Annotated in this window: 19 protein-coding genes; 10 read left to right on the top strand and 9 right to left on the bottom strand. The window is 71.8% G+C overall.

All coding sequences use genetic code 11. From position 1 onward, the window contains the following. Positions 1 to 132 precede the first annotated feature (132 nt). The 6 genes from HA039_RS12420 to HA039_RS12395 all read left to right on the top strand — a co-directional run bounded on the left by HA039_RS12420 (position 133) and on the right by HA039_RS12395 (position 6,400). Complete coding sequence (locus tag HA039_RS12420; RefSeq protein ID WP_167036674.1) at positions 133 to 1,722, top strand: ABC transporter ATP-binding protein; 1,590 nt, start codon at positions 133 to 135, stop codon at positions 1,720 to 1,722. Beyond that, positions 1,719 to 2,846, top strand: a complete 1,128-nt coding sequence (locus HA039_RS12415) for an ABC transporter permease (RefSeq protein WP_167028140.1) — start codon at positions 1,719 to 1,721, stop codon at positions 2,844 to 2,846. Before HA039_RS12420 ends, HA039_RS12415 begins: the two co-directional genes overlap by 4 nt. Further along, positions 2,843 to 4,138, top strand: a complete 1,296-nt coding sequence (locus HA039_RS12410; protein WP_167028137.1) for an ABC transporter permease — start codon at positions 2,843 to 2,845, stop codon at positions 4,136 to 4,138. Before HA039_RS12415 ends, HA039_RS12410 begins: the two co-directional genes overlap by 4 nt. Positions 4,139 to 4,170: 32 nt before the next feature. Further along, on the top strand, positions 4,171 to 4,569 hold the full coding sequence (locus HA039_RS12405) for a cytidine deaminase (RefSeq protein ID WP_167036671.1): 399 nt from the start codon (positions 4,171 to 4,173) through the stop codon (positions 4,567 to 4,569). Between the two features lie 164 nt (positions 4,570 to 4,733). Continuing rightward, positions 4,734 to 6,011: a thymidine phosphorylase gene (locus HA039_RS12400; RefSeq protein ID WP_167028134.1), complete on the top strand. Its 1,278-nt coding sequence runs from the start codon at positions 4,734 to 4,736 to the stop codon at positions 6,009 to 6,011. 77 nt (positions 6,012 to 6,088) lie between these two features. Then, on the top strand, positions 6,089 to 6,400 hold the full coding sequence (locus HA039_RS12395) for an STAS domain-containing protein (protein WP_167028131.1): 312 nt from the start codon (positions 6,089 to 6,091) through the stop codon (positions 6,398 to 6,400). Between the two features lie 64 nt (positions 6,401 to 6,464). On the opposite strand, the gene HA039_RS12390 is transcribed toward HA039_RS12395, so the two are convergent. The 3 genes from HA039_RS12390 to HA039_RS12380 all read right to left on the bottom strand — a co-directional run bounded on the left by HA039_RS12390 (position 6,465) and on the right by HA039_RS12380 (position 9,672). After that, the gene (locus HA039_RS12390) at positions 6,465 to 7,448 is read right to left on the bottom strand and encodes a sigma-70 family RNA polymerase sigma factor (RefSeq protein ID WP_167028128.1); all 984 of its coding nucleotides are present in this window, start codon (positions 7,446 to 7,448) and stop codon (positions 6,465 to 6,467) included. Positions 7,449 to 7,514: 66 nt separating this feature from the next. Next, positions 7,515 to 8,210 (bottom strand): L,D-transpeptidase family protein, encoded by a 696-nt coding sequence (locus HA039_RS12385; RefSeq protein WP_167028124.1) that lies wholly within the window; start codon positions 8,208 to 8,210, stop codon positions 7,515 to 7,517. A 172-nt stretch (positions 8,211 to 8,382) separates the two neighbouring features. Continuing rightward, positions 8,383 to 9,672 (bottom strand): MFS transporter, encoded by a 1,290-nt coding sequence (locus HA039_RS12380; RefSeq protein ID WP_167028121.1) that lies wholly within the window; start codon positions 9,670 to 9,672, stop codon positions 8,383 to 8,385. Positions 9,673 to 9,734: 62 nt separating this feature from the next. Here HA039_RS12380 and HA039_RS12375 point away from each other — a divergent pair, with 62 nt between their 5' ends. After that, on the top strand, positions 9,735 to 10,742 hold the full coding sequence (locus tag HA039_RS12375; RefSeq protein WP_243869387.1) for a LysR family transcriptional regulator: 1,008 nt from the start codon (positions 9,735 to 9,737) through the stop codon (positions 10,740 to 10,742). Between the two features lie 42 nt (positions 10,743 to 10,784). Here HA039_RS12375 and HA039_RS12370 read toward each other — a convergent pair whose 3' ends face one another. After that, the gene (locus tag HA039_RS12370; protein WP_243870078.1) at positions 10,785 to 11,567 is read right to left on the bottom strand and encodes an alpha/beta hydrolase; all 783 of its coding nucleotides are present in this window, start codon (positions 11,565 to 11,567) and stop codon (positions 10,785 to 10,787) included. Between the two features lie 139 nt (positions 11,568 to 11,706). Here HA039_RS12370 and HA039_RS12365 point away from each other — a divergent pair, with 139 nt between their 5' ends. Then, positions 11,707 to 12,840 carry an adenosine deaminase gene (locus tag HA039_RS12365; protein WP_167028115.1) on the top strand — a complete coding sequence of 378 codons (1,134 nt, stop codon included), beginning with the start codon at positions 11,707 to 11,709 and terminating at the stop codon, positions 12,838 to 12,840. 148 nt (positions 12,841 to 12,988) lie between these two features. Beyond that, positions 12,989 to 13,303, top strand: a complete 315-nt coding sequence (locus HA039_RS12360) for an ATP-binding protein (RefSeq protein ID WP_167028112.1) — start codon at positions 12,989 to 12,991, stop codon at positions 13,301 to 13,303. A gap of 89 nt (positions 13,304 to 13,392) precedes the next feature. Here HA039_RS12360 and HA039_RS12355 read toward each other — a convergent pair whose 3' ends face one another. From HA039_RS12355 to afsQ1, 5 genes are all read right to left on the bottom strand, one after another. Further along, complete coding sequence (locus tag HA039_RS12355; protein WP_167028109.1) at positions 13,393 to 13,599, bottom strand: PspC domain-containing protein; 207 nt, start codon at positions 13,597 to 13,599, stop codon at positions 13,393 to 13,395. Positions 13,600 to 13,690: 91 nt separating this feature from the next. Next, positions 13,691 to 14,266: a VanZ family protein gene (locus tag HA039_RS12350; protein WP_167028106.1), complete on the bottom strand. Its 576-nt coding sequence runs from the start codon at positions 14,264 to 14,266 to the stop codon at positions 13,691 to 13,693. 105 nt (positions 14,267 to 14,371) lie between these two features. After that, on the bottom strand, positions 14,372 to 15,022 hold the full coding sequence (locus HA039_RS12345; protein ID WP_243869385.1) for a hypothetical protein: 651 nt from the start codon (positions 15,020 to 15,022) through the stop codon (positions 14,372 to 14,374). 5 nt (positions 15,023 to 15,027) lie between these two features. After that, positions 15,028 to 16,872 (bottom strand): ATP-binding protein, encoded by a 1,845-nt coding sequence (locus tag HA039_RS12340; protein WP_425086334.1) that lies wholly within the window; start codon positions 16,870 to 16,872, stop codon positions 15,028 to 15,030. Next, the gene (afsQ1, locus tag HA039_RS12335) at positions 16,770 to 17,447 is read right to left on the bottom strand and encodes a two-component system response regulator AfsQ1 (RefSeq protein WP_161312356.1); all 678 of its coding nucleotides are present in this window, start codon (positions 17,445 to 17,447) and stop codon (positions 16,770 to 16,772) included. Before afsQ1 ends, HA039_RS12340 begins: the two co-directional genes overlap by 103 nt. A gap of 193 nt (positions 17,448 to 17,640) precedes the next feature. Between afsQ1 and HA039_RS12330 the strand changes: the two genes are divergently transcribed. Further along, positions 17,641 to 18,411: a SigE family RNA polymerase sigma factor gene (locus tag HA039_RS12330; RefSeq protein ID WP_167028101.1), complete on the top strand. Its 771-nt coding sequence runs from the start codon at positions 17,641 to 17,643 to the stop codon at positions 18,409 to 18,411. Positions 18,412 to 18,429: the final 18 nt, after the last annotated feature.

Raw genomic sequence — 18,429 nt, 5'->3', positions numbered from 1 at the left:
CATAACGATGTACCAACTCTACGCGCGTAGGCGTGAGTTGACACGCTAGCGTCACCGAACGCCCCCCCGCCCCAACGCTCCTTCTCCCGAGGAGAGTGCGCCATCAACGCGTCCAGCCCTCCCGCCGTCGAACTGCGCGGCATCACCAAACGCTTCCCCGGTGTCGTCGCCAACCGCGATATCGACATCACCGTTCGCCGAGGGACCGTGCATGCCCTCTGCGGCGAGAACGGTGCCGGCAAGTCGACCCTGATGAAGATCCTCTACGGCATGCAGAAGCCCGACGAGGGGACCATCACCGTCGACGGCGCGCAGGTCAGCTTCGGCAGCCCCGCGGACGCCATCGCCCGCGGCATCGGCATGGTGCACCAGCACTTCATGCTCGCCGACAACCTCACCGTCCTGGAGAACGTCGTCCTGGGCGGCGAGAAGCTCCACGGCATCGGCTCCCGGGCCCGCAAGAAGATCCAGGAGATCTCGGACGCGTACGGCCTCGGGATCCGCCCCGACGTCCTCGTCGAGGAACTGGGCGTCGCCGACCGCCAGCGCGTGGAGATCCTCAAGGTCCTCTACCGCGGCGCCCGCACGCTCATCCTGGACGAGCCCACCGCGGTCCTCGTCCCGCAGGAGGTCGAAGCCCTCTTCGACAACCTGCGCGAGCTGAAGTCCGAGGGCCTCACCGTCCTCTTCATCTCCCACAAGCTGGGCGAGGTGCTGTCGGTCGCCGACGAGATCACGGTCGTGCGCCGCGGTACGACGGTGGGCAGCGCCGATCCCCGTACCACCACCTCCCGGCAGCTCGCCGAGCTGATGGTGGGCAGCGAGCTGCCGTCCCCGGAGACCCGCGAGTCGACCGTCACCGACGTCCCCGCGCTGAAGGTCGAGGACCTGCGGCTCAGCGCCACCGACACCGACGGTGTCGTACGCGACGTCCTCGCCGGCATCCGGTTCACCATCCACCGCGGGGAGATCCTCGGCATCGCCGGCGTCGAGGGCAACGGCCAGGCCGAACTCGTCGAGGCGATCATGGGCCTGCGCGACCCCGACGGCGGGGTCATCACCCTGGACGGCACGGACATCTCGCACGCGCCCACCCGCACCCGGCGCGAGAGCGGCATCGGCTACATCCCCGAGGACCGCCAGCGCCACGGCCTGCTCCTGGAGGCCCCGCTCTGGGAGAACCGCATCCTCGGCCACGTCACCGAGACGCCCAACTCCCGGCGCGGCCTCATCGACGCCAAGGCCGCCCGCCTCGACACCGAACGGATCGTGCGCGAGTACGACGTACGGACCCCCGGCATCGAGGTCACCGCGGGCTCCCTGTCCGGCGGCAACCAGCAGAAGCTGATCGTCGGCCGCGAGATGAGCCACCACCCCAAGCTGCTGATCGCCGCGCACCCCACCCGGGGCGTGGACGTCGGCGCCCAGGCGCAGATCTGGGACCAGATCAAGGACGCCCGCCGCGAAGGCCTCGCCGTCCTGCTCATCTCCGCCGACCTGGACGAACTGATCGGCCTGTCCGACACCCTGCGGGTGATGTACCGGGGCCGCCTGGTCGCCGACGCCGACCCCGCCACCATCACCCCCGAGGAACTGGGCTCCGCCATGACCGGCGCCGCCACCGGCCACCTCGCGGCCACCGTGCCCCCGCAGCGCGACGGCGAAGCACCGGAAACAGCGCACGACGGCGAAACTGGCGACACCGCGGGAGAGACCCGATGAAGAAGCTCACCTCCCGGCTGGACAAGGAGCGGGTGATCCTCGCCGTCGGCGCGCCCCTCCTGGCGCTCGTCGCGGCGCTCGTCGTCACCGCGCTGGTCATCCTCGCCACCGGCAAGAACCCGTTCGACGCGTTCAACGACATGCTGTCGTACGGCTCCGCGAGCGACAGCCAGATCTACATCCTCAACAAGGGGACGACGTACTACCTCGCGGGTGTCGCGGTCGCCATCGGCTTCCGCATGAACCTGTTCAACATCGGGGTCGACGGCCAGTACCGCATGGCGGCCTTCGCCGCGGCCGTCGTCGGCGGGGCGCTGCACCTGCCGGCCCTCGTCCAGATCCCGGTCATCATCCTGGTCGCCATGCTCGTCGGCGCCATGTGGGCCGGCATCGCGGGCATCCTCAAGACCTCGCGCGGGGTCAGCGAGGTCATCTCGACGATCATGCTGAACTCCATCGCCACCGCGATCATCGGCTACCTGATCCAGCCCGAGCGGCTCGGCCAGCTGGACGACGCCGGCACCCTGGTCTCCACCAAGCCGCTGCCCGAGTCGTCCTTCTTCTTCACCCTGGACATGGGCCCGGCCGGGCAGCTGTGGGGATTCATCGTCGTCGCCGCGCTCGCCGGCCTCGCCTACTGGTTCGTCCTCGGCCGCACCCGCTTCGGGTTCGACCTGCGGGCCGTCGGCCAGTCCGAGTCGGCCGCCGCCGCGAGCGGCGTCAGCGTCAAGAAGATGGTCTTCACCAGCATGATCCTCTCGGGCGCCATGGCCGGCCTCATCGGCATGCCGACGCTGCTCAACGAGAGCCACATGTACAGCAACGACTTCCCGCTGGGCATCGGCTTCACCGGCATCGCGATCGCGCTGCTCGGGCGCAACCACCCGATCGGCATCGCCCTCGCGGCCCTCCTCTGGGGCTACCTGGAGCGCACCACCAACCACCTCGAAGTGATCGGCTACGACAAGGAGATCCTCGGCGTGATCCAGGGCGTCATCGTCCTGTGCGTCGTCATCGCCTACGAACTCGTCCGCCGGTACGGCCTCAAACGCCAGCAGCAGCGGGTCGGCGCCGAACTCGCCGCCCAGGCGGCCACGACCCAGAAGCTGGAGGTGGCCCGATGACCGCCACGACGACCGACACCCCGCCTCCCACCCCCGCGGCGCCCAAGGCCCCGGCCGCCAAGCCGGCCCGGCGCAAGCTGACCCTCGCGCGGATCCTCCTGATCGTCGCGGGCGCGCTGATCCTGCTCTCCCTCGTACGGATCCTCACCGGCGCCGACCAGCTCACCTCGGCCGGCCAGATCAGCGCCTCGCTCGGCCTCGCCGTCCCGATCGGCCTCGCGGGCCTGGCCGGCCTCTGGTCGGAACGCGCCGGAGTGGTCAACATCGGCCTTGAGGGCATGATGATCCTCGGCACCTTCGGGGCCGGCTGGATCGGCTGGCAGACCAACCCCTGGCTGGGCATCGCCGCCGGTATCGCCTTCGGTGTCCTCGGCGGCCTGCTCCACGCCGTCGTGACCGTGACGTTCGGGGTCGACCACATCGTCTCCGGTGTGGCCATCAACCTCCTCGCGCTCGGCGTCACCCAGTACCTCGCCAAGATCTTCTTCAACGCCGGCGAGGCGCAGACCCTGGGCGGCAACCCCAAGCAGTCCCCACCCGTCGACTCCGTCCCCGACATCACGATCCCGGGACTCTCCGACGGGCTCACGTCCCTGGCCGGACACCACTGGTTCCTGATCTCCGACATCGCCGGCATCCTCGGCGGCGCGATCACCAACCTCTCCGTCCTGACGATCTTCGCGGCCGTCCTCTTCGTGGGCAGCTGGTGGGTGCTCTGGCGGACCCCGTTCGGGCTGCGCCTGCGCTCCTGCGGCGAGAACCCGGTCGCGGCCGAGTCCCTCGGCGTCAACGTCTACTCGTACAAGTACATGGCGGTCGCCATCTCCGGCGGCCTCGCGGGCCTCGGCGGGGCGTTCCTCGCCACCGTGCCCTCGCACATCTACCTGGAGGGCCAGACCGGCGGGCGCGGTTACATCGGCCTCGCCGCGATGATCTTCGGCAACTGGCGGCCCGGCGGGCTCGCCATGGGCGCCGGCCTGTTCGGCTTCTCCGACGCGCTCCAGCTGCGCAACGGCGGCGAGACCGTGCACGCGCTGCTGCTCCTGCTCGTGGTGCTGCTGGTGCTGCTCGCCGCGTGGAAGGCGTACCGGAAGGCGCGCCTCCAGGCGATCCTGAGCGGGGTCGCCGCGCTGCTCATCCTCGTCTGGTACCTGGTCACCGACACCGTCCCCTCGGACTTCGTCGGCGCCACGCCGTACGTCGTGACACTCCTGGTGCTGTCGTTGTCGGCCCAGCGGCTGCGCATGCCCAAGGCTGACGGCATGCGCTATCGAAGAGGACAAGGAAAGTGACGGCCGACGGCTCCGCGGGATCCGCGGGCACGGTGGAGGCCGGCGCCGACGTCGACTGGACGGAGCTGCGGGCGGTCGCCCAGGACGCCATGTCCCGGGCGTACGCCCCGTACTCCGGCTATCCCGTCGGCGCGGCGGCCCTGGTCGACGACGGCCGTACGATCAGCGGCTGCAACGTCGAGAACGCGTCGTACGGGCTGTCGCTGTGCGCCGAATGCGGCCTGGTCTCCGCCCTGCACCTGACGGGCGGCGGCCGCCTCACCCACTTCACCTGCGTCGACGGCGCGGGGAAGGTGCTGGTGCCGTGCGGGCGGTGCAGACAGCTGCTGTACGAGTTCGGCGGCCCCGGGCTCGTCATGGAGACCCCGGCGGGGATCCGCACGCTGGACGACATGCTCCCGCAGGCGTTCGGCCCCGGACACCTGGGCTGACCGGCACTCTCCACCCACCGCCCCTCGGCCCCTGCCCCACCCCCTGACCCGGCCCCGCCGCCGCCGCGACCCGGCGGCGCCGGGGCCGTACACCTTCCCCAGCACCTTCCCCACCCCCTTCCTCCACCACCGCACACACCGTTGTGCCGAAAGGAACGCACGCCATGGACGTCATCTCCGTCATCCGCACCAAGCGGGACCGGGGCGAACTCAGCCCCGAGCAGATCGACTGGGTGATCGACGCCTACACCCGGGGCGAGGTCGCCGACGAACAGATGTCGGCGCTGGCCATGGCGATCCTCCTCAACGGCATGAACCGCACCGAGATCGCCCGCTGGACCGCCGCCATGATCGCCTCCGGCGAGCGCATGGACTTCTCCGCGCTGTCCCGGCCCACCGCGGACAAGCACTCCACCGGCGGCGTCGGCGACAAGATCACCCTGCCGCTCGCCCCGCTCGTCGCCGCGTGCGGCGCGGCCGTCCCGCAGCTCAGCGGGCGCGGCCTCGGCCACACCGGCGGCACCCTCGACAAGCTGGAGTCCATCCCCGGCTGGCGGGCGCTGCTCTCCAACGCCGAGATGCTGCACGTCCTGGAGAGCACCGGCGCGGTGATCTGCGCGGCGGGCGACGGGCTGGCCCCCGCCGACAAGAAGCTGTACGCGCTGCGCGACGTCACCGGCACCGTCGAGGCCATCCCGCTGATCGCCTCCTCGATCATGTCCAAGAAGATCGCCGAGGGCACGGGCTCGCTCGTCCTGGACGTCAAGGTCGGCTCCGGCGCCTTCATGAAGACCGTCGAGGACGCCCGCGAACTGGCCTCCACGATGGTCGGCCTCGGCAACGACCACGGCGTCCTGACGGTCGCGCTGCTCACCGACATGGCGACCCCGATGGGCCTCACCGCGGGCAACGCGCTGGAGGTCCGCGAGTCCGTCGAGGTCCTCGCGGGCGGCGGCCCCGCCGACGTCGTGGAGCTGACCCTCGCCCTCGCGCGCGAGATGCTCGACGCGGCCGGCCTGCGCGACGCCGACCCGGCGAAGGCGCTGGCCGACGGCTCGGCGATGGACGTCTGGCGCCGGATGGTCGCGGCGCAGGGCGGCGACCCGGACGCGGCGCTCCCGGTCGCCCGCGAGCAGCACGTGATCACGGCCCCCTCCTCGGGCGTCCTCACCCGCCTCGACGCGTACGGCGTCGGCGTCGCCGCCTGGCGCCTGGGCGCCGGCCGCGCCCGCAAGGAGGACCCGGTCCAGGCGGGCGCGGGCATCGAACTCCACGCGAAGCCCGGCGACCGGGTCACCGCGGGCCAGCCCCTCCTGACCCTCCACACGGACACCCCGGAAAAGCTCCCGTACGCCCAGGAGGCCCTGGAGTCCACGTACGACATCGCCCCCCCGGGCACCCCGTACGAACCGACCCCGGTCGTCCTGGAACGCATCGCCTGACCTGCGGTTTCCCCAACGGTCCACCGGCCCCGCCCGGCACCCGATGAGTTACGGCCCCCGCGACGGTCTGTGTGGTTGTGGATGCCACGAAACCGATCGTTCTTGTCGTCTCGGGCCGGCTCGGGGCCGGTGACGTGTCGCGGTTGTGCGACGAGTTGGTCGCGCGGCTGCGGGGCGGTGGGGTCACCGAGGTGGTGTGTGACGTGCGCGGGCTGGAGCGGCCCAATCTCGCGGCCGTCGACGCGCTCGCCCGGTTGCGGCTCACCGCCCGGCGGCGCGCGGTGCGGTTGCGGGTGGCGGGGGCCGGGCGGGAGCTGCTGCTGTTGCTGGACCTCGTGGGGCTCGCCGACCTGGTGGGGCCGTACCCGGACCGGGACGACGACCCGTAACGGCGCGGGGGAGGGATACGTACCGTGCGGGCCGGTCCTGGACGGACCGGCCCGCACGCCACCCCTACTCCTTCTCCAGCCTCGGCGGCAGATCGAACAGCGGGAACCACCGCTCCGTGTCCAGGAACGAGTTGATCCCCGAGATCCGGCCGTCCACGATCTCGATCACCATCAGCGCCCACGGCGTATGCCCGTTGCCGTCCTCGGCCGGGTGGTAGTGCGCGAACGCCGGGGTGCCGTTGGCCACCGTCGGGATGAGGCGCGAGCCCCGGCAGACGGAACCCACCCCGAGCATCCAGCCCACGATGTCGTCGTGACCCCGCAGCCACAGGTCGTACGGCGGCATGGAGAGCGTCGCGTCCTCGTGCAGGAGCGCGGTCAGCGCCTTCATGTCGTAGCCCTCGAAGGCCGTGACATAGCGCTCCAGCAGCTCCTTCTGCTCCTCGTCCAGCGGATCCGCCGCGTCCGTCGACGCCGGCTCCGACTCGGCGATCGTCGCCCGCGCCCGCTGGAGCGCGCTGTTCACCGAAGCCACCGTCGTGCCCAGCAGCTCCGCGACCTCGCTCGCCTTCCAGGCGAGCACCTCACGCAGGATCAGCACCGCCCGCTGCTTCGGCGGCAGGTGCTGGAGCGCGGCCATGAACGCCAACCGGATCGTCTCCCGCTCCACCGCCTGCTCGGCCGGGTCCGCCACCGAGGGCAGCACCCGGCCGTCCGGCACCGGCTCCAGCCACGTCACCTCGGGGCGCGCGTTCAGCTGGGCCTGGGCCACCGGCGTCGCGGCGGACAGGTCCATCGGCCGGGCCCTGCGATTGCCCGCGTTCAGCATGTCCAGGCAGACGTTCGTCGCGATGCGGTACAGCCACGACCTGAGCGAGGACCTTCCCTCGAACTTGTCGAAGCTGCGCCACGCCCGCACCATCGTGTCCTGCACGGCGTCCTCGGCCTCGAACGCCGAACCGAGCATCCGGTAGCAGTACCCCGTCAGCTCCGTCCGGTGTTTCTCCAGCCGGGAATCCAGATCCTCTGTTGTCGCGAGATCACTCATCGGGTCACCCCAGTCGCCCCCTTGGAACCAGTCCTCGGAAGCTACCGCACCCCACTGACAATCGGCTCAGGTTCCGGGCTTCCGGCCGTAGACGAAGACGTCGTCACCGGTCTTCAGCAGCGACCAGTACTTCGCCGCGGCCGTCTTCGTCATGTTGACGCAGCCGTGCGAACCCGGCGGGTTCCACATGCTCACGCCCACCGAGTGGAACGCCTGGCCGCCGTCGAAGAACTGGCTGTACGGCATCGGCACGTCGTAGATCGACGACACGTGGTCCTTGTGACGCCACCCGATCTTCTTCAGGCCGGTCCTGGTCTCGTACTTGTCGCGGCCGGTGCGCACCGGGACCGGTCCGTACACCAGCTTCTTGCCGTCCTGGATCCAGCTGAGCTGACGCGTCAGGTCGACGCAGGCGATCCGGCCCTTGTTGGTCGGGCACTTGCCGGCCTTGTTGGGCGTCTTGCCCGCGGCCTTCTGCTTGTTCATGAGGTCCATCACGCCCCAGGTGACGGGCCCGGCGTAGCCGATCGTCGGCGTGATGCCGTGCTTCGTCTGGAAGGCGCGGATGGCCTTGCAGTCGGCGGCCGACTGCTTGCCGTCCACCGGCCGGCCGAGGAACTTCTCGACCTGCTTCTGGTTCGGTCCCGTGCTCGTCGAGCAACTCGCCGCCTGCGCGGGCGTACCGCCCAGTGCCACGGTCAACGGCACCACCAGCGCCGCGATCCCCGCCGCGACGGCCCCTCTGCGTCCGATGCTTCCCATGTCCCGCCCCGTCCGTCCTCTTACCCGCTCCGGAATGGCCACGCGCGGCGCTTGCTTCCGCGGCGCGTGTTCAGGGAGATAGACGGACGAACGGTGTACGTAGTTGCACGCCCCCGGACCCCGATTCGGTAACGGGATCCCGCGCCCCGCGGCGGCCGGCGGACTCGGCCGCTCAGCGCGCCGCCGCCGTCGCGCGCCGCTCGACGCGGGCGCGGCGTGAGCCGTACAGGGTGAGGGACACGACGCCCAGCACCGCCAGCAGGCCGAGCGAGACCGTGGCGGACCAGCCGCCGGCGTGGAAGGCGATCGCGCCCAGGGTGCCGCCCGCGCTGCTGCCCAGGTAGTACGAGGACTGGTAGAGCGCCGACGCCTGCGCGCGCCCCGTCCTCGCCGTACGGCTCACGGACGACGACGCGACCGCGTGGCCCGCGAAGAAGCCCGCCGTGATCAGCACCAGGCCGAGCAGGACGGCGGCGAGCGCGTCCGACAGGGTCAGCAGCAGGCCCGCCGTGGTCGTGCCGACGGCCAGGTACAGCGCGCCGCGCCGCCCCAGCCGCGCCACGAGCCGTCCGGCGGCCGCCGAGGACACCGTACCGACCAGGTAGACGACGAACACCGAGCCGACGACACCCTGCGGCAGGTGGAACGGCGCCGCCACCAGCCGGTAGCCGATCACGGTGTAGACGGCGCCGAACACCGTCATGAACAGCCCGCCGATCGCGTACAGCCGCAGCAGCAGCGGATCGGACAGGTGACCCCTGACCGTCCGCGCCAGCGCCCGGGGGCTCAGCGTGCGCGACGTGAAGTTCCTGGCCCGGGGCAGCATCACGCGGAAGGTCACCGCGCAGGCGAGCGCCAGCAGCCCGACCGCCGCCAGCGCCGCCCGCCAGCCCCACGCCTGGGCGACCCAGCCGGTGAGGATACGGCCGCTCATGCCGCCGATGCTGTTGCCCGCGACGAACAGCCCGATCGCCGCGACCAGCGCCTTCGGCCGCACCTCCTCGGCGAGGAACGCCATCGCCGAGGCCGGCAGCCCGGCCAGCGCCGCGCCCTGCACGGCGCGCAGCGCCACCAGCCACTCCAGGTTCGGCGCGAACGGCACCAGCAGCCCCACCACCACGGCGACCGCCAGCGACGCGGTCATCAGCGTGCGCCGGCCGAAGCGCTCGCTGAGCGCGCTCAGCGGCAGGACGAACAGGGCGAGCGCGCCCGTCGCCGCCGACACCGTCCAACTGGCCTGCCCGGCCGTGACCCCGAAGTCCGCGGAGATCGCGGGCAGCAGGGCCTGCGTGGAGTAGAGGAGGGCGAAGGTCGCGATCCCGGCGGCGAACAGCGCGAGGCTCATGCGGCGGTAGCCGGGGCCACCGGGGGTGAGCTGTTCACCCGGAGCGGGGGAGGAGACGGCGGACGGTGCTGCGGAGGCACCCGCGGTGACGGGTGCCTCGGTACTGACAGAAGGCATACGACGAACGTAGGCACCGTGCGCTCATGCGTCCAATGCACGGAATGGCGATAATCGATCCCATGGTGCATCAACCGAGATCAGAGGGTGCGGGAGAGGGCCCGCGGGACTCCGGACGTGACGGTACGCGCGAGTCCCCGCAGGCCGTCCCGGCCGACCTGGCCCCCGCGTCCTGGCCCGCGCTGCTCGCCCCGCGCCTCGCGTACTTCGCCGGGGTCGCCCGCCACGAGCACGTCACGCGGGCCGCGCAGGACATGGGCGTCCCGCAGTCCACGCTGTCCCGGGCGATGGTGAGGCTCGAACAGGACCTGGGGATCGCCCTGTTCGCCCGCAAGGGCCGTACCGTCTCGCTCACCCCGGCCGGCCGGGCGTTCCTCACCTCGGTCGAAGGGGCGCTCGCCGAGGTGGAGCGGGCCGCCGAGTCGGTACGGGCCGACGCGGACCCGGCGTCCGGCAAGGTCGCGTTCGGATTCCTGCACACCATGGGCTCGGAGACCGTACCGGGTCTGATCCGGGCCTTCCGCGCGGACCATCCGCGGGTACGGTTCCAACTCGTCCAGAACTACGGCGAGGCGATGATCGAACGCCTCCGCGCCGGCGAACTGGACCTCTGCCTGACCTCACCGGTCCCGGACGCCCCCGACCTCGTCGCCCGCCGGGTCGACGTCCAGCGGCTGCGGCTGGTCGTCCCCGACGACCACCGGCTGGCGGGGCGCAGGCGCGTACGCCTCGCGGAGGCGGCGGAGGAGTCCTTCGTCACGCTCGAACCGGGGTACGGGCTGCGCCGGATCACCGACGACCTGTGCGCCGAGGCGGGCTTCAAGCCGCGCGTGGCGTTCGAGGGGGAGGAGGCGGAGACCCTGCGCGGCCTGGTGGCGGCGGGCCTCGGGGTCGCCCTGCTGCCGCCGCCCGCGGTGGCCCGCCCCGGGGTGGTGGAGTTGACGGTGACGGCGCCCCGGGCCGTCCGCGAGATCGGCCTGGCCTGGCTGGACGGCCACCCCGACACCCCACCGGTGGCGGCCTTCAAACGCTTCCTGCTCTCCCGCCGCGGCCAGATCCTGCCGGACTGACGGGACCCGACGGCCGCCCCGCCCGTCGCCGTGACGGCCGCCCTACCGCCGTAACGACCGACCGAACCCCGCCGCCAAGGGCATCCGCAGGCCCAGGGGCGGTGGGGCCGCCAGCGCGTCCGCGACCGGGCGGGAGTACGTGCGCGACAGGAGCGCGCCCAGGACGAAGTCCGTGGCCAGCGCGAGGACTTCGCCGTGGTGCTGGCGCAGCGCGTGGCCGTCGGAGTGGACCTCGAACCGGCAGATGTCACGGTTCGTCTTCTTGGCGCGCTCGGCCAGCCGGTAGGACAGCTCGGGATCGGTCCGCGCGTCGTTCGTGCCGTGCATGATCAGGACCTGGCGGCCCACCAGCTGCCGTACCGGCTCCAGTTCGCCCGCCATGTCGTCCTCCGGCAGCCAGGGCGCCATCGCCAGCGCCGAGTTGACCGCCGGATGCCCGGCCGCCCGCAGCGCCGCCCGGCCGCCCATGCCGTGCCCGACGAGGCACACCGGCACGTCGCCGTACCGCCGCAGCACCTCGTCCGCCGCCCAGTGGGCGTCCGCCGCGAGCCGCGCGTCCACGCCGTTCCAGCCGCGCAGGCCGTAGCGCACGACGTGCACCACCAGCCCCTCGGCCGACCCCGACCTGGCCAACGACTTCGCGAGCGACAGCACGCCCGCGTGCGAGACGAGGGAGGGCCGACGGAGCGAGACCGGGTCCCCCTCGGGGAGGACCAGCACCACCCCGCCGGTCGCCGACCCCGCCGGCGGCGGCAGCACGGCCCGCCCCAGCCGCGCCCGCGGCTCCCCGCGCCGCGACCGCCCCTGCCCGTCCCCGCCTGCCATGCGCTCCCCCGGACCGGGAACTGCCTGCTGTCCCATAACAGAACAGTCTCAGAAGGGCAGGTGTACTCCACCCGTCCGCACGGTCACTGTTACGTATCGACCCCGGACACTCTACGCGCGTAGGCGTTAGAGTGCGGGGATGACGAGCCAGACCTTCCGTCCGCCCACAGCCGACCAGATCCGCCGCGCCCCCAAGGTCCTTCTCCACGACCACCTGGACGGCGGGCTGCGCCCCGGCACGATCATCGACCTCGCCCGCGAGGTGGGCTACACGTCGCTGCCCGAGCAGGAGTCCGACAAGCTCGGGCTCTGGTTCCGCGAGGCCGCCGACTCGGGTTCGCTGGAGCGCTACCTGGAGACCTTCGCCCACACCTGCGCCGTCATGCAGACCCGTGACGCGCTCGTGCGGGTCGCCGCCGAGTGCGCGGAGGACCTGGCCGAGGACGGCGTGGTGTACGCAGAGGTCCGCTACGCCCCCGAGCAGCACCTGGAAGGCGGCCTCACCCTCGAAGAGGTCGTCGAGGCCGTCAACGCGGGCTTCCGCGAAGGCGAGCGGCGGGCCCGCGAGAACGGCCACCGCATCCGCGTCGGCGCCCTGCTCACCGCCATGCGGCACGCGGCCCGCGCCCTGGAGATCGCCGAACTGGCCAACAGCTACCGGGACTCGGGCGTCGTCGGCTTCGACATCGCGGGCGCGGAGGCGGGCTTCCCGCCCACCCGCCACCTCGACGCCTTCGAGTACCTGAAGCGGGAGAACAACCACTTCACGATCCACGCGGGCGAGGCCTTCGGGCTCCCGTCCATCTGGCAGGCCCTCCAGTGGTGCGGCGCCGACCGCCTCGGCCACGGGGTGCGGATCATCGACGACATCGACGTCGCCGAGGACGGCGCGGTGACCCTCGGGCGCCTGGCCGCGTACGTACGGGACAAGCGTGTCCCGCTGGAGCTGTGCCCCAGCTCCAACCTCCAGACGGGCGCGGCCCCCTCGATCGCCGAGCACCCCATCGGGCTGCTGCGGAAGCTGCATTTCCGCGCGACCGTCAACACGGACAACCGCTTGATGAGCGGGACGAGCATGAGCCGTGAATTCGAGCTGCTGGTCGACGCGTTCGACTACGCGCTCGACGACATGCAGTGGTTCACAGTCAATGCGATGAAATCAGCATTCATTCCTTTCGATGAACGACTGGCCATGATCAACGACGTGATCAAGCCCGGATACGCCGAGTTGAAATCCGAATGGCTGTTCAAGCAGACCGCTGTGACCAGCTAGTCCGCCGTCCGAATCGCGGAAGTACGGGCATCGGGGCGCCACCGGGAACACAGAATTCCGGTGGCGCCCCGGTGTTTGCGGGCGACGTGCGCGATGGCTACCTTGCAGAGCCGCTCACATTCCCCCTTCCCCAAGGACGAAAACCCAGATGAAGCAGTCCGCTGTCAAGACTCTCGGTGTCGCCGCCCTCGGTGCCGCCCTCGCCGCCACCGCCGCCGCGGGCAGCGCCTCCGCCGCCCCGTCGGTGCCCGACGCCGCAGGCGCGCTGGACCTCGTCTCCCAGACGCTTCCGTCGGAGGACATCGCCGAGCAGCTCCCCATGGGCGTCGACGGCGCGCTCGTCGCGGGTCGCAGCGCCCTCACCACCATCCAGCAGACCGCTCCCGTCGCCCTCGGCGCGATCCAGGCGGGCCCGGCCGCGGGTCTCCTCGGCGGCCTCCCGGTCAAGGGCGCCGCGATCTGAGGCGGACGCCGCCCGCGCACCGCGCGCGAAAGGGGCGCACACCCGTGGTTCGGGGTGTGCGCCCCTTTCGCGTATGTGACGGCGGACCGTCACCAGGCAGTCGTCGTACCGCCGCGCTTCTCGCCGGGCAGGAACACCCAGAGCGCCAGGTACAGCAGGAACTGGGGGCCCGGCAGCAGGCACGAGACCACGAAGATCACACGCATCGTGGTCGCGGAGGTGCCGAAGCGCTGAGCCAGCGCCGCGCACACTCCACCGATCATGCGTCCCTCTCGGGGGCGGACCAATGCGGCCATGATGAGCTCCTTCGCGAGACCGTTCGGGAGTCTGTCCGTGCAGCTCCCCTTCTCTCCATGGTGCGCCCGGAGGCGGGGTCCGCGCCTCGCTCTAGGGGGCCATGCCGACCCTGGGAATCGTCGGGGTCGGCCCCTGAGGAGCCTCCTCCCACGGGAGGGGCACCTGGTCGTCCCCCTGGGACGCGGGGCCACCCGTGGGGTGCGAGCGCCTCCTGCGGCGCATCCGGGACCGGGTCGCGGGCACGATCGCCAGATGCGCGAGGGCCACCCCGGCCGTGTTCAGCATCAGCGAGTCCACGTCGACCACCTGACCAGGGACGCCGGTCTGGAGCAGTTCGATGGCCAGCGAGATCAGCGCGCCGGCCGCGACCGTACGGGCCAGGGAGGCCCACGGGGAGACGGCCAGCCGGCCGCCCGCCACCGGCAGCAGCACCCCGAGCGGGGCCAGCAGGAGCAGCCCCTCGGCGATACGGCGGAACGCCTCCACGGGGCCGAGCGCGAGATCCGCTCTGATGCCCGCGAAGGGGCGAAGATTCGCCGCGGTGACCCACATGACGTCGAGCGGGCGGAGCGTCAGCCATGCCACGACCAACAGATGCGTGACGAGGAGAACGAGCCCCGCCGTACGGATACGGATGACGGCACTGCCGTCCGGGCCTTGGCGCACGCATCCCAAGACGCCGCGCCCGCGACGAACGGTTCCGCCCCCCACCTGTGAACAGCCGGTTGAGACCCGGATCACCCGAACGCCCCGTACCGCCCGCCCGCCGTCCTAAGCCGACGGGGAGGCCGTCCCCGAACCCGCCGCCGGTACGGACGGGGAAGCCGTGCCCGGCCCCAGCGTCGGTACGGCCGCGTCCGGCCGCGTCTTCGTCTCCGCCGCGCACACGTAGCCGCGCGGCGGATAGTCGCCGGGACCGCCCAGCACGACCTTCCCGTCCGTCGCCTCGCTCTCCGCGAGCGTGCAGACGATCTGCGCGAGCGCGGCCGTCGGCAGGTCCTCCGGCTGGCGGCTCAGCCGCAGCGTGCCCGCCGGATCGGCGGCGCGCCCCGGGGACACGACCAGCGGCCCCCGCACCTCCGTGGTGAAACCGGCCTCGCGCTCGGCCGCCGACGGCTGCGCCTGCAACTCGTCCAGCAGCGCCTGCGCGATGAGCGCGCGGCTGTCGGGGGTCCTCTCCGCCGGGATCCGCGCGGCCCGCTCCACGGACACCAGCTCCGACGAGCACTCCAGGTAGACACGTACCGGCACGCCCGGCGAGGACTGCGTGATCACGGCCTTCTGCGGCACCTCGCACGGCATCCGCGACGGCGCGGGCCCGGCGTCCACCGGCACCGACGTGGTCCTGATCCCGCACGCCGTGGCGCAGAACGCGAGGACGAGCACCCCCACCGCCACCCTGGCCCTGGCCGTACGGCTCACGCGCGTCACCGTACGTCCCCTTCCTCTCCGCGTTCCCGCTCCAGCTCGCGATTGCGGTCCAGGTCCGCGTCCGCGGTGCTGGAGCCGTCCCGCGGCAGCCGCAGGACGAACATCGCGCCGCCGTCCGGCACGTTCGCCGCGGTGATGTCACCGCCGTGGATGTGCGCGTTCTCCATCGCGATCGACAACCCCAGGCCACTGCCGTCGGAGCGCGGCCGGGACGCGCTCGCCTTGTAGAACCGGTCGAAGACGTGCGGCAGGACGTCCTCGGGGATGCCGGGCCCGTGGTCCCGTACCTCGATCACCAGCTCCTCACCCTCCGTCCGCACCGCCACCCCCACCGGCGAACCTCCGTGCTTGAGCGCGTTGCCGATCAGGTTGGCCAGGATCACGTCCAGCCGGCGCGGGTCCAGCCGCGCCACGATGCCGCGCTCCGCGTCCAGGTCCACCGCGTCCAGCCACGCCCGCGCGTCGATGCACGCCGTCACCTGGTCGGCGACATCCACGTCGTCCAGGACCAGCCGGGCCGTGCCCGCGTCGAAGCGGGTGACCTCCATCAGGTTCTCCACCAGCACGTTCAGCCTGCGCGTCTCGCTCACCACCAGCGTCACGGCCGGCGCGATCATCGGGTCGAGGCTGTCCGCCTCCTCCTCCAGGACCTCCGCCACGGCGGTCAGCGCCGTCAGCGGAGTGCGCAGCTCGTGGGACATGTCCGCGACGAAACGGCGGCTGGACTCCTCCCGCGCGCTCATGTCCGCGACCTTCTTCTGCAACGACTCCGCGGCGCTGTTGAACGTACGCGACAACTCCGCCAGCTCGTCCGTCCCCGACACCCGCAGCCGCGTCGCGAACTTCCCCTCGCCGAGCTGCCGCGCCGCCTCGCCGAGCCGCTGCACCGGCTTGAGCACGGTCGTGGCGGCGGCCTGCGCGAGCAGCGCCGAGCCGACCAGGGCCAGCGCGGTGGCGATGCCCAGGGACCAGGCGAGCGAGTTGAGGTCCGCCCGCTCCTGGTCCAGGGACTTGTACAGGTAGCCGGTAGGGCCGCCGCCGATCACGCGCGTACCGCCCACCAGGTACGGAGTCCCGTTGCGTTCCGTGCGCTGCCAGAAGAGGTGGAACGGGTACTGGTTGCCCGACGTCACCTTCTGCTGCCGGTTCACCGCGTTCCGCAACGAGGCCGGTACGTCGTCCAGGGTGAAGGTGTCCGGGTCCGAGGCGCCCACGATCGGCTTCCCCTGGGCCCGCTCGCCGATCAGCAGGACGCTGTAACCGGGGCTGTCGCCCGCCATCAGCTCCGCGGTGCTCTGGAGTTCGCTCTGCTGCGGCCGCAGCGGCAGGTCCGCCGCGCGGCTCTGCATCCCCTGGCGGAAGTCCTTCAGGGCCGCGTCCTGCGTCCTGGTCAGCACCGCCTCGCGGTTGAGCCAGTACGCGATGCCCGACGCCGACACCGCCGCCGTCAGCGCGACCGCGCCGAAGACCACGACGAGCCGCAGCCGCAGGCTGGTCCAGCGCAGCCCGGCCATGAACGCCTTCTTCGCGGCGCTGCCGCGCGCGACCCGGCTCCCGGCCGGCCGGCCCTTGGCCGCGCCGCCGTCCGCCGTACCGCCGTCACCCGGGCCGCCATCCGGCGCGTCACCCGGTCCGCCGGCCACGCCGTCCACGGCGGCGCGCGGGCCGCCGCCCGGCGCGCCACCCGCGCCGTCGTCCACCGGAGCGCCGTCCGGGCCGTGCCCCACCGCCACGCCACTCACGAAGGGGCGTCCAGCCGGTAGCCCACGCCACGCACCGTACGGATCAGCGTCGGCGAGGACGGCACGTCCTCGACCTTCGCCCGCAGCCGCTGCACACACGCGTCCACGAGACGCGAGTCACCCAGGTAGTCGTGTTCCCACACCAGCCGCAGCAACTGCTGCCGCGACAACGCCTGCCCCGGCCGGCGGCTCAGCTCCAGCAGCAGCCGCAGCTCCGTCGGCGTGAGCTGGAGATCCTCGCCGTTCTTCGTGACCGTCATCGCGGACCGGTCGATCACCAGGGAGCCGAACGACGCGGAATCCGTCGACTCACGCTCCCCGCGCCGCAGCACGGCGCGGATCCGGGCGTCCAGCACCCGGCCCTGCACCGGCTTCACGACATAGTCGTCCGCGCCGGACTCCAGGCCGACGACCACGTCGATGTCGTCGTTGCGGGCGGTCAGCAGGATGATCGGCAGCTGGTCGGTACGCCGGATGCGACGGCACACCTCGAAACCGTCGATCCCGGGCAGCATCACATCCAGCACGATCAGGTCGGGGCGCTGCTCGCGCAGCAGCTTCAGGCCGTCCTCTCCCGTCGCCGCGGTGGCCACACGGTGGCCCTGGCGTGACAACGAGAGTTCGAGGGCCGTGCGGATGGCGTCGTCGTCCTCGATCAGCAACAGGAAAGGCACGGAGGCCATTCTGTCCCATGGGGGGACCGGAGTTCGACAGTTGGAGCGCTCCCACTGTCCCGACCCTCGTTTCGCGGTCCGCCACGACCCCTGTGACAGGCCTGTGACAGTCGGCGGACAGGTCCATGAAACTGCCCCGGCAATCTCATTGGCACAGGGAAAAGAACAGACTCCAACCGACGGGGGGCGCGAGATGAACGCACTGCACGGCACCACCTCAAGCGCAGTTGTCACGCGTCTCCACGACGTCACGCGGAGCACCGAGAAGTCCGGCGCCGTGAACGGGCGGGGGTGCGTGCGCGGCGCCGGGCGTCAGGGCAGGACCTCGCCCTACATGACGCTGATCGACGTGGTCGAGGGCGCCAACGGGGGTTCGGGCGACGGGGGAACGGCGTACGGGGAGGGCACGGGGGAACGGCGGGGCCCGGCGGAGAAGGAGAACGCGGAAGCCGCGTTCACCGCCTACGTCCAGGAGCGCCGCGCCTCCCTGTACGCCACCGCCTACCACCTGACCGGCGACCGGTTCGAGGCGGAGGACCTGCTCCAGAGCGCGCTGTTCTCCACGTACCGCGCCTGGGACCGGATCAGCGACAAGGCGGCGGTCGGGGGCTACCTCCGCCGCACGATGACCAACCTGCACATCAGCGCCTGGCGCAGGCGCAAGCTCAACGAGTACCCGACGGAGGAGCTGCCGGAGACGGCGGGCGACACCGACGCGATGCGCGGCACGGAACTGCGCGCGGTCCTCTGGCAGGCGCTCTCCCGCCTCCCCGAGACCCAGCGCACCATGCTCGTGCTGCGCTACTACGAGGGCCGTACCGATCCCGAGATCGCGGACATCCTCGACATCAGTGTCGGCACGGTGAAGTCGAGCATCTGGCGGTCGCTCCGCCGGCTGCGCGAGGACCAGGTCCTCAGCTTCGGCCGTGACGAGGAAGAGTCCTTCGGCGAGCTGGTCGCCTGAGGGCAGCAGGGGGAAGCT

This window comes from Streptomyces liangshanensis (assembly GCF_011694815.1).
Taxonomy (GTDB): Bacteria; Actinomycetota; Actinomycetes; order Streptomycetales; family Streptomycetaceae; genus Streptomyces; species Streptomyces liangshanensis.
Note: the sequence above shows the minus strand (reverse complement) of the source record. Positions and strands in the feature narration are given on the sequence as shown.

What these genes read in the sequence shown, in the direction of transcription:
- HA039_RS12415 (WP_167028140.1), top strand. Translation starts at nt 1,719, where the DNA reads ATGAAGAAGCTCACCTCCCGGCTGGACAAGGAGCGGGTGATCCTCGCC.
- HA039_RS12410 (WP_167028137.1), top strand. Translation starts at nt 2,843, where the DNA reads ATGACCGCCACGACGACCGACACCCCGCCTCCCACCCCCGCGGCGCCC.
- HA039_RS12400 (WP_167028134.1), top strand. Translation starts at nt 4,734, where the DNA reads ATGGACGTCATCTCCGTCATCCGCACCAAGCGGGACCGGGGCGAACTC.
- HA039_RS12390 (WP_167028128.1), bottom strand. Translation starts at nt 7,448, where the DNA reads ATGAGTGATCTCGCGACAACAGAGGATCTGGATTCCCGGCTGGAGAAA.
- HA039_RS12385 (WP_167028124.1), bottom strand. Translation starts at nt 8,210, where the DNA reads ATGGGAAGCATCGGACGCAGAGGGGCCGTCGCGGCGGGGATCGCGGCG.
- HA039_RS12380 (WP_167028121.1), bottom strand. Translation starts at nt 9,672, where the DNA reads ATGCCTTCTGTCAGTACCGAGGCACCCGTCACCGCGGGTGCCTCCGCA.
- HA039_RS12375 (WP_243869387.1), top strand. Translation starts at nt 9,735, where the DNA reads ATGGTGCATCAACCGAGATCAGAGGGTGCGGGAGAGGGCCCGCGGGAC.
- HA039_RS12370 (WP_243870078.1), bottom strand. Translation starts at nt 11,567, where the DNA reads ATGGCAGGCGGGGACGGGCAGGGGCGGTCGCGGCGCGGGGAGCCGCGG.
- HA039_RS12365 (WP_167028115.1), top strand. Translation starts at nt 11,707, where the DNA reads ATGACGAGCCAGACCTTCCGTCCGCCCACAGCCGACCAGATCCGCCGC.
- HA039_RS12360 (WP_167028112.1), top strand. Translation starts at nt 12,989, where the DNA reads ATGAAGCAGTCCGCTGTCAAGACTCTCGGTGTCGCCGCCCTCGGTGCC.
- HA039_RS12355 (WP_167028109.1), bottom strand. Translation starts at nt 13,599, where the DNA reads ATGGCCGCATTGGTCCGCCCCCGAGAGGGACGCATGATCGGTGGAGTG.
- HA039_RS12330 (WP_167028101.1), top strand. Translation starts at nt 17,641, where the DNA reads ATGAACGCACTGCACGGCACCACCTCAAGCGCAGTTGTCACGCGTCTC.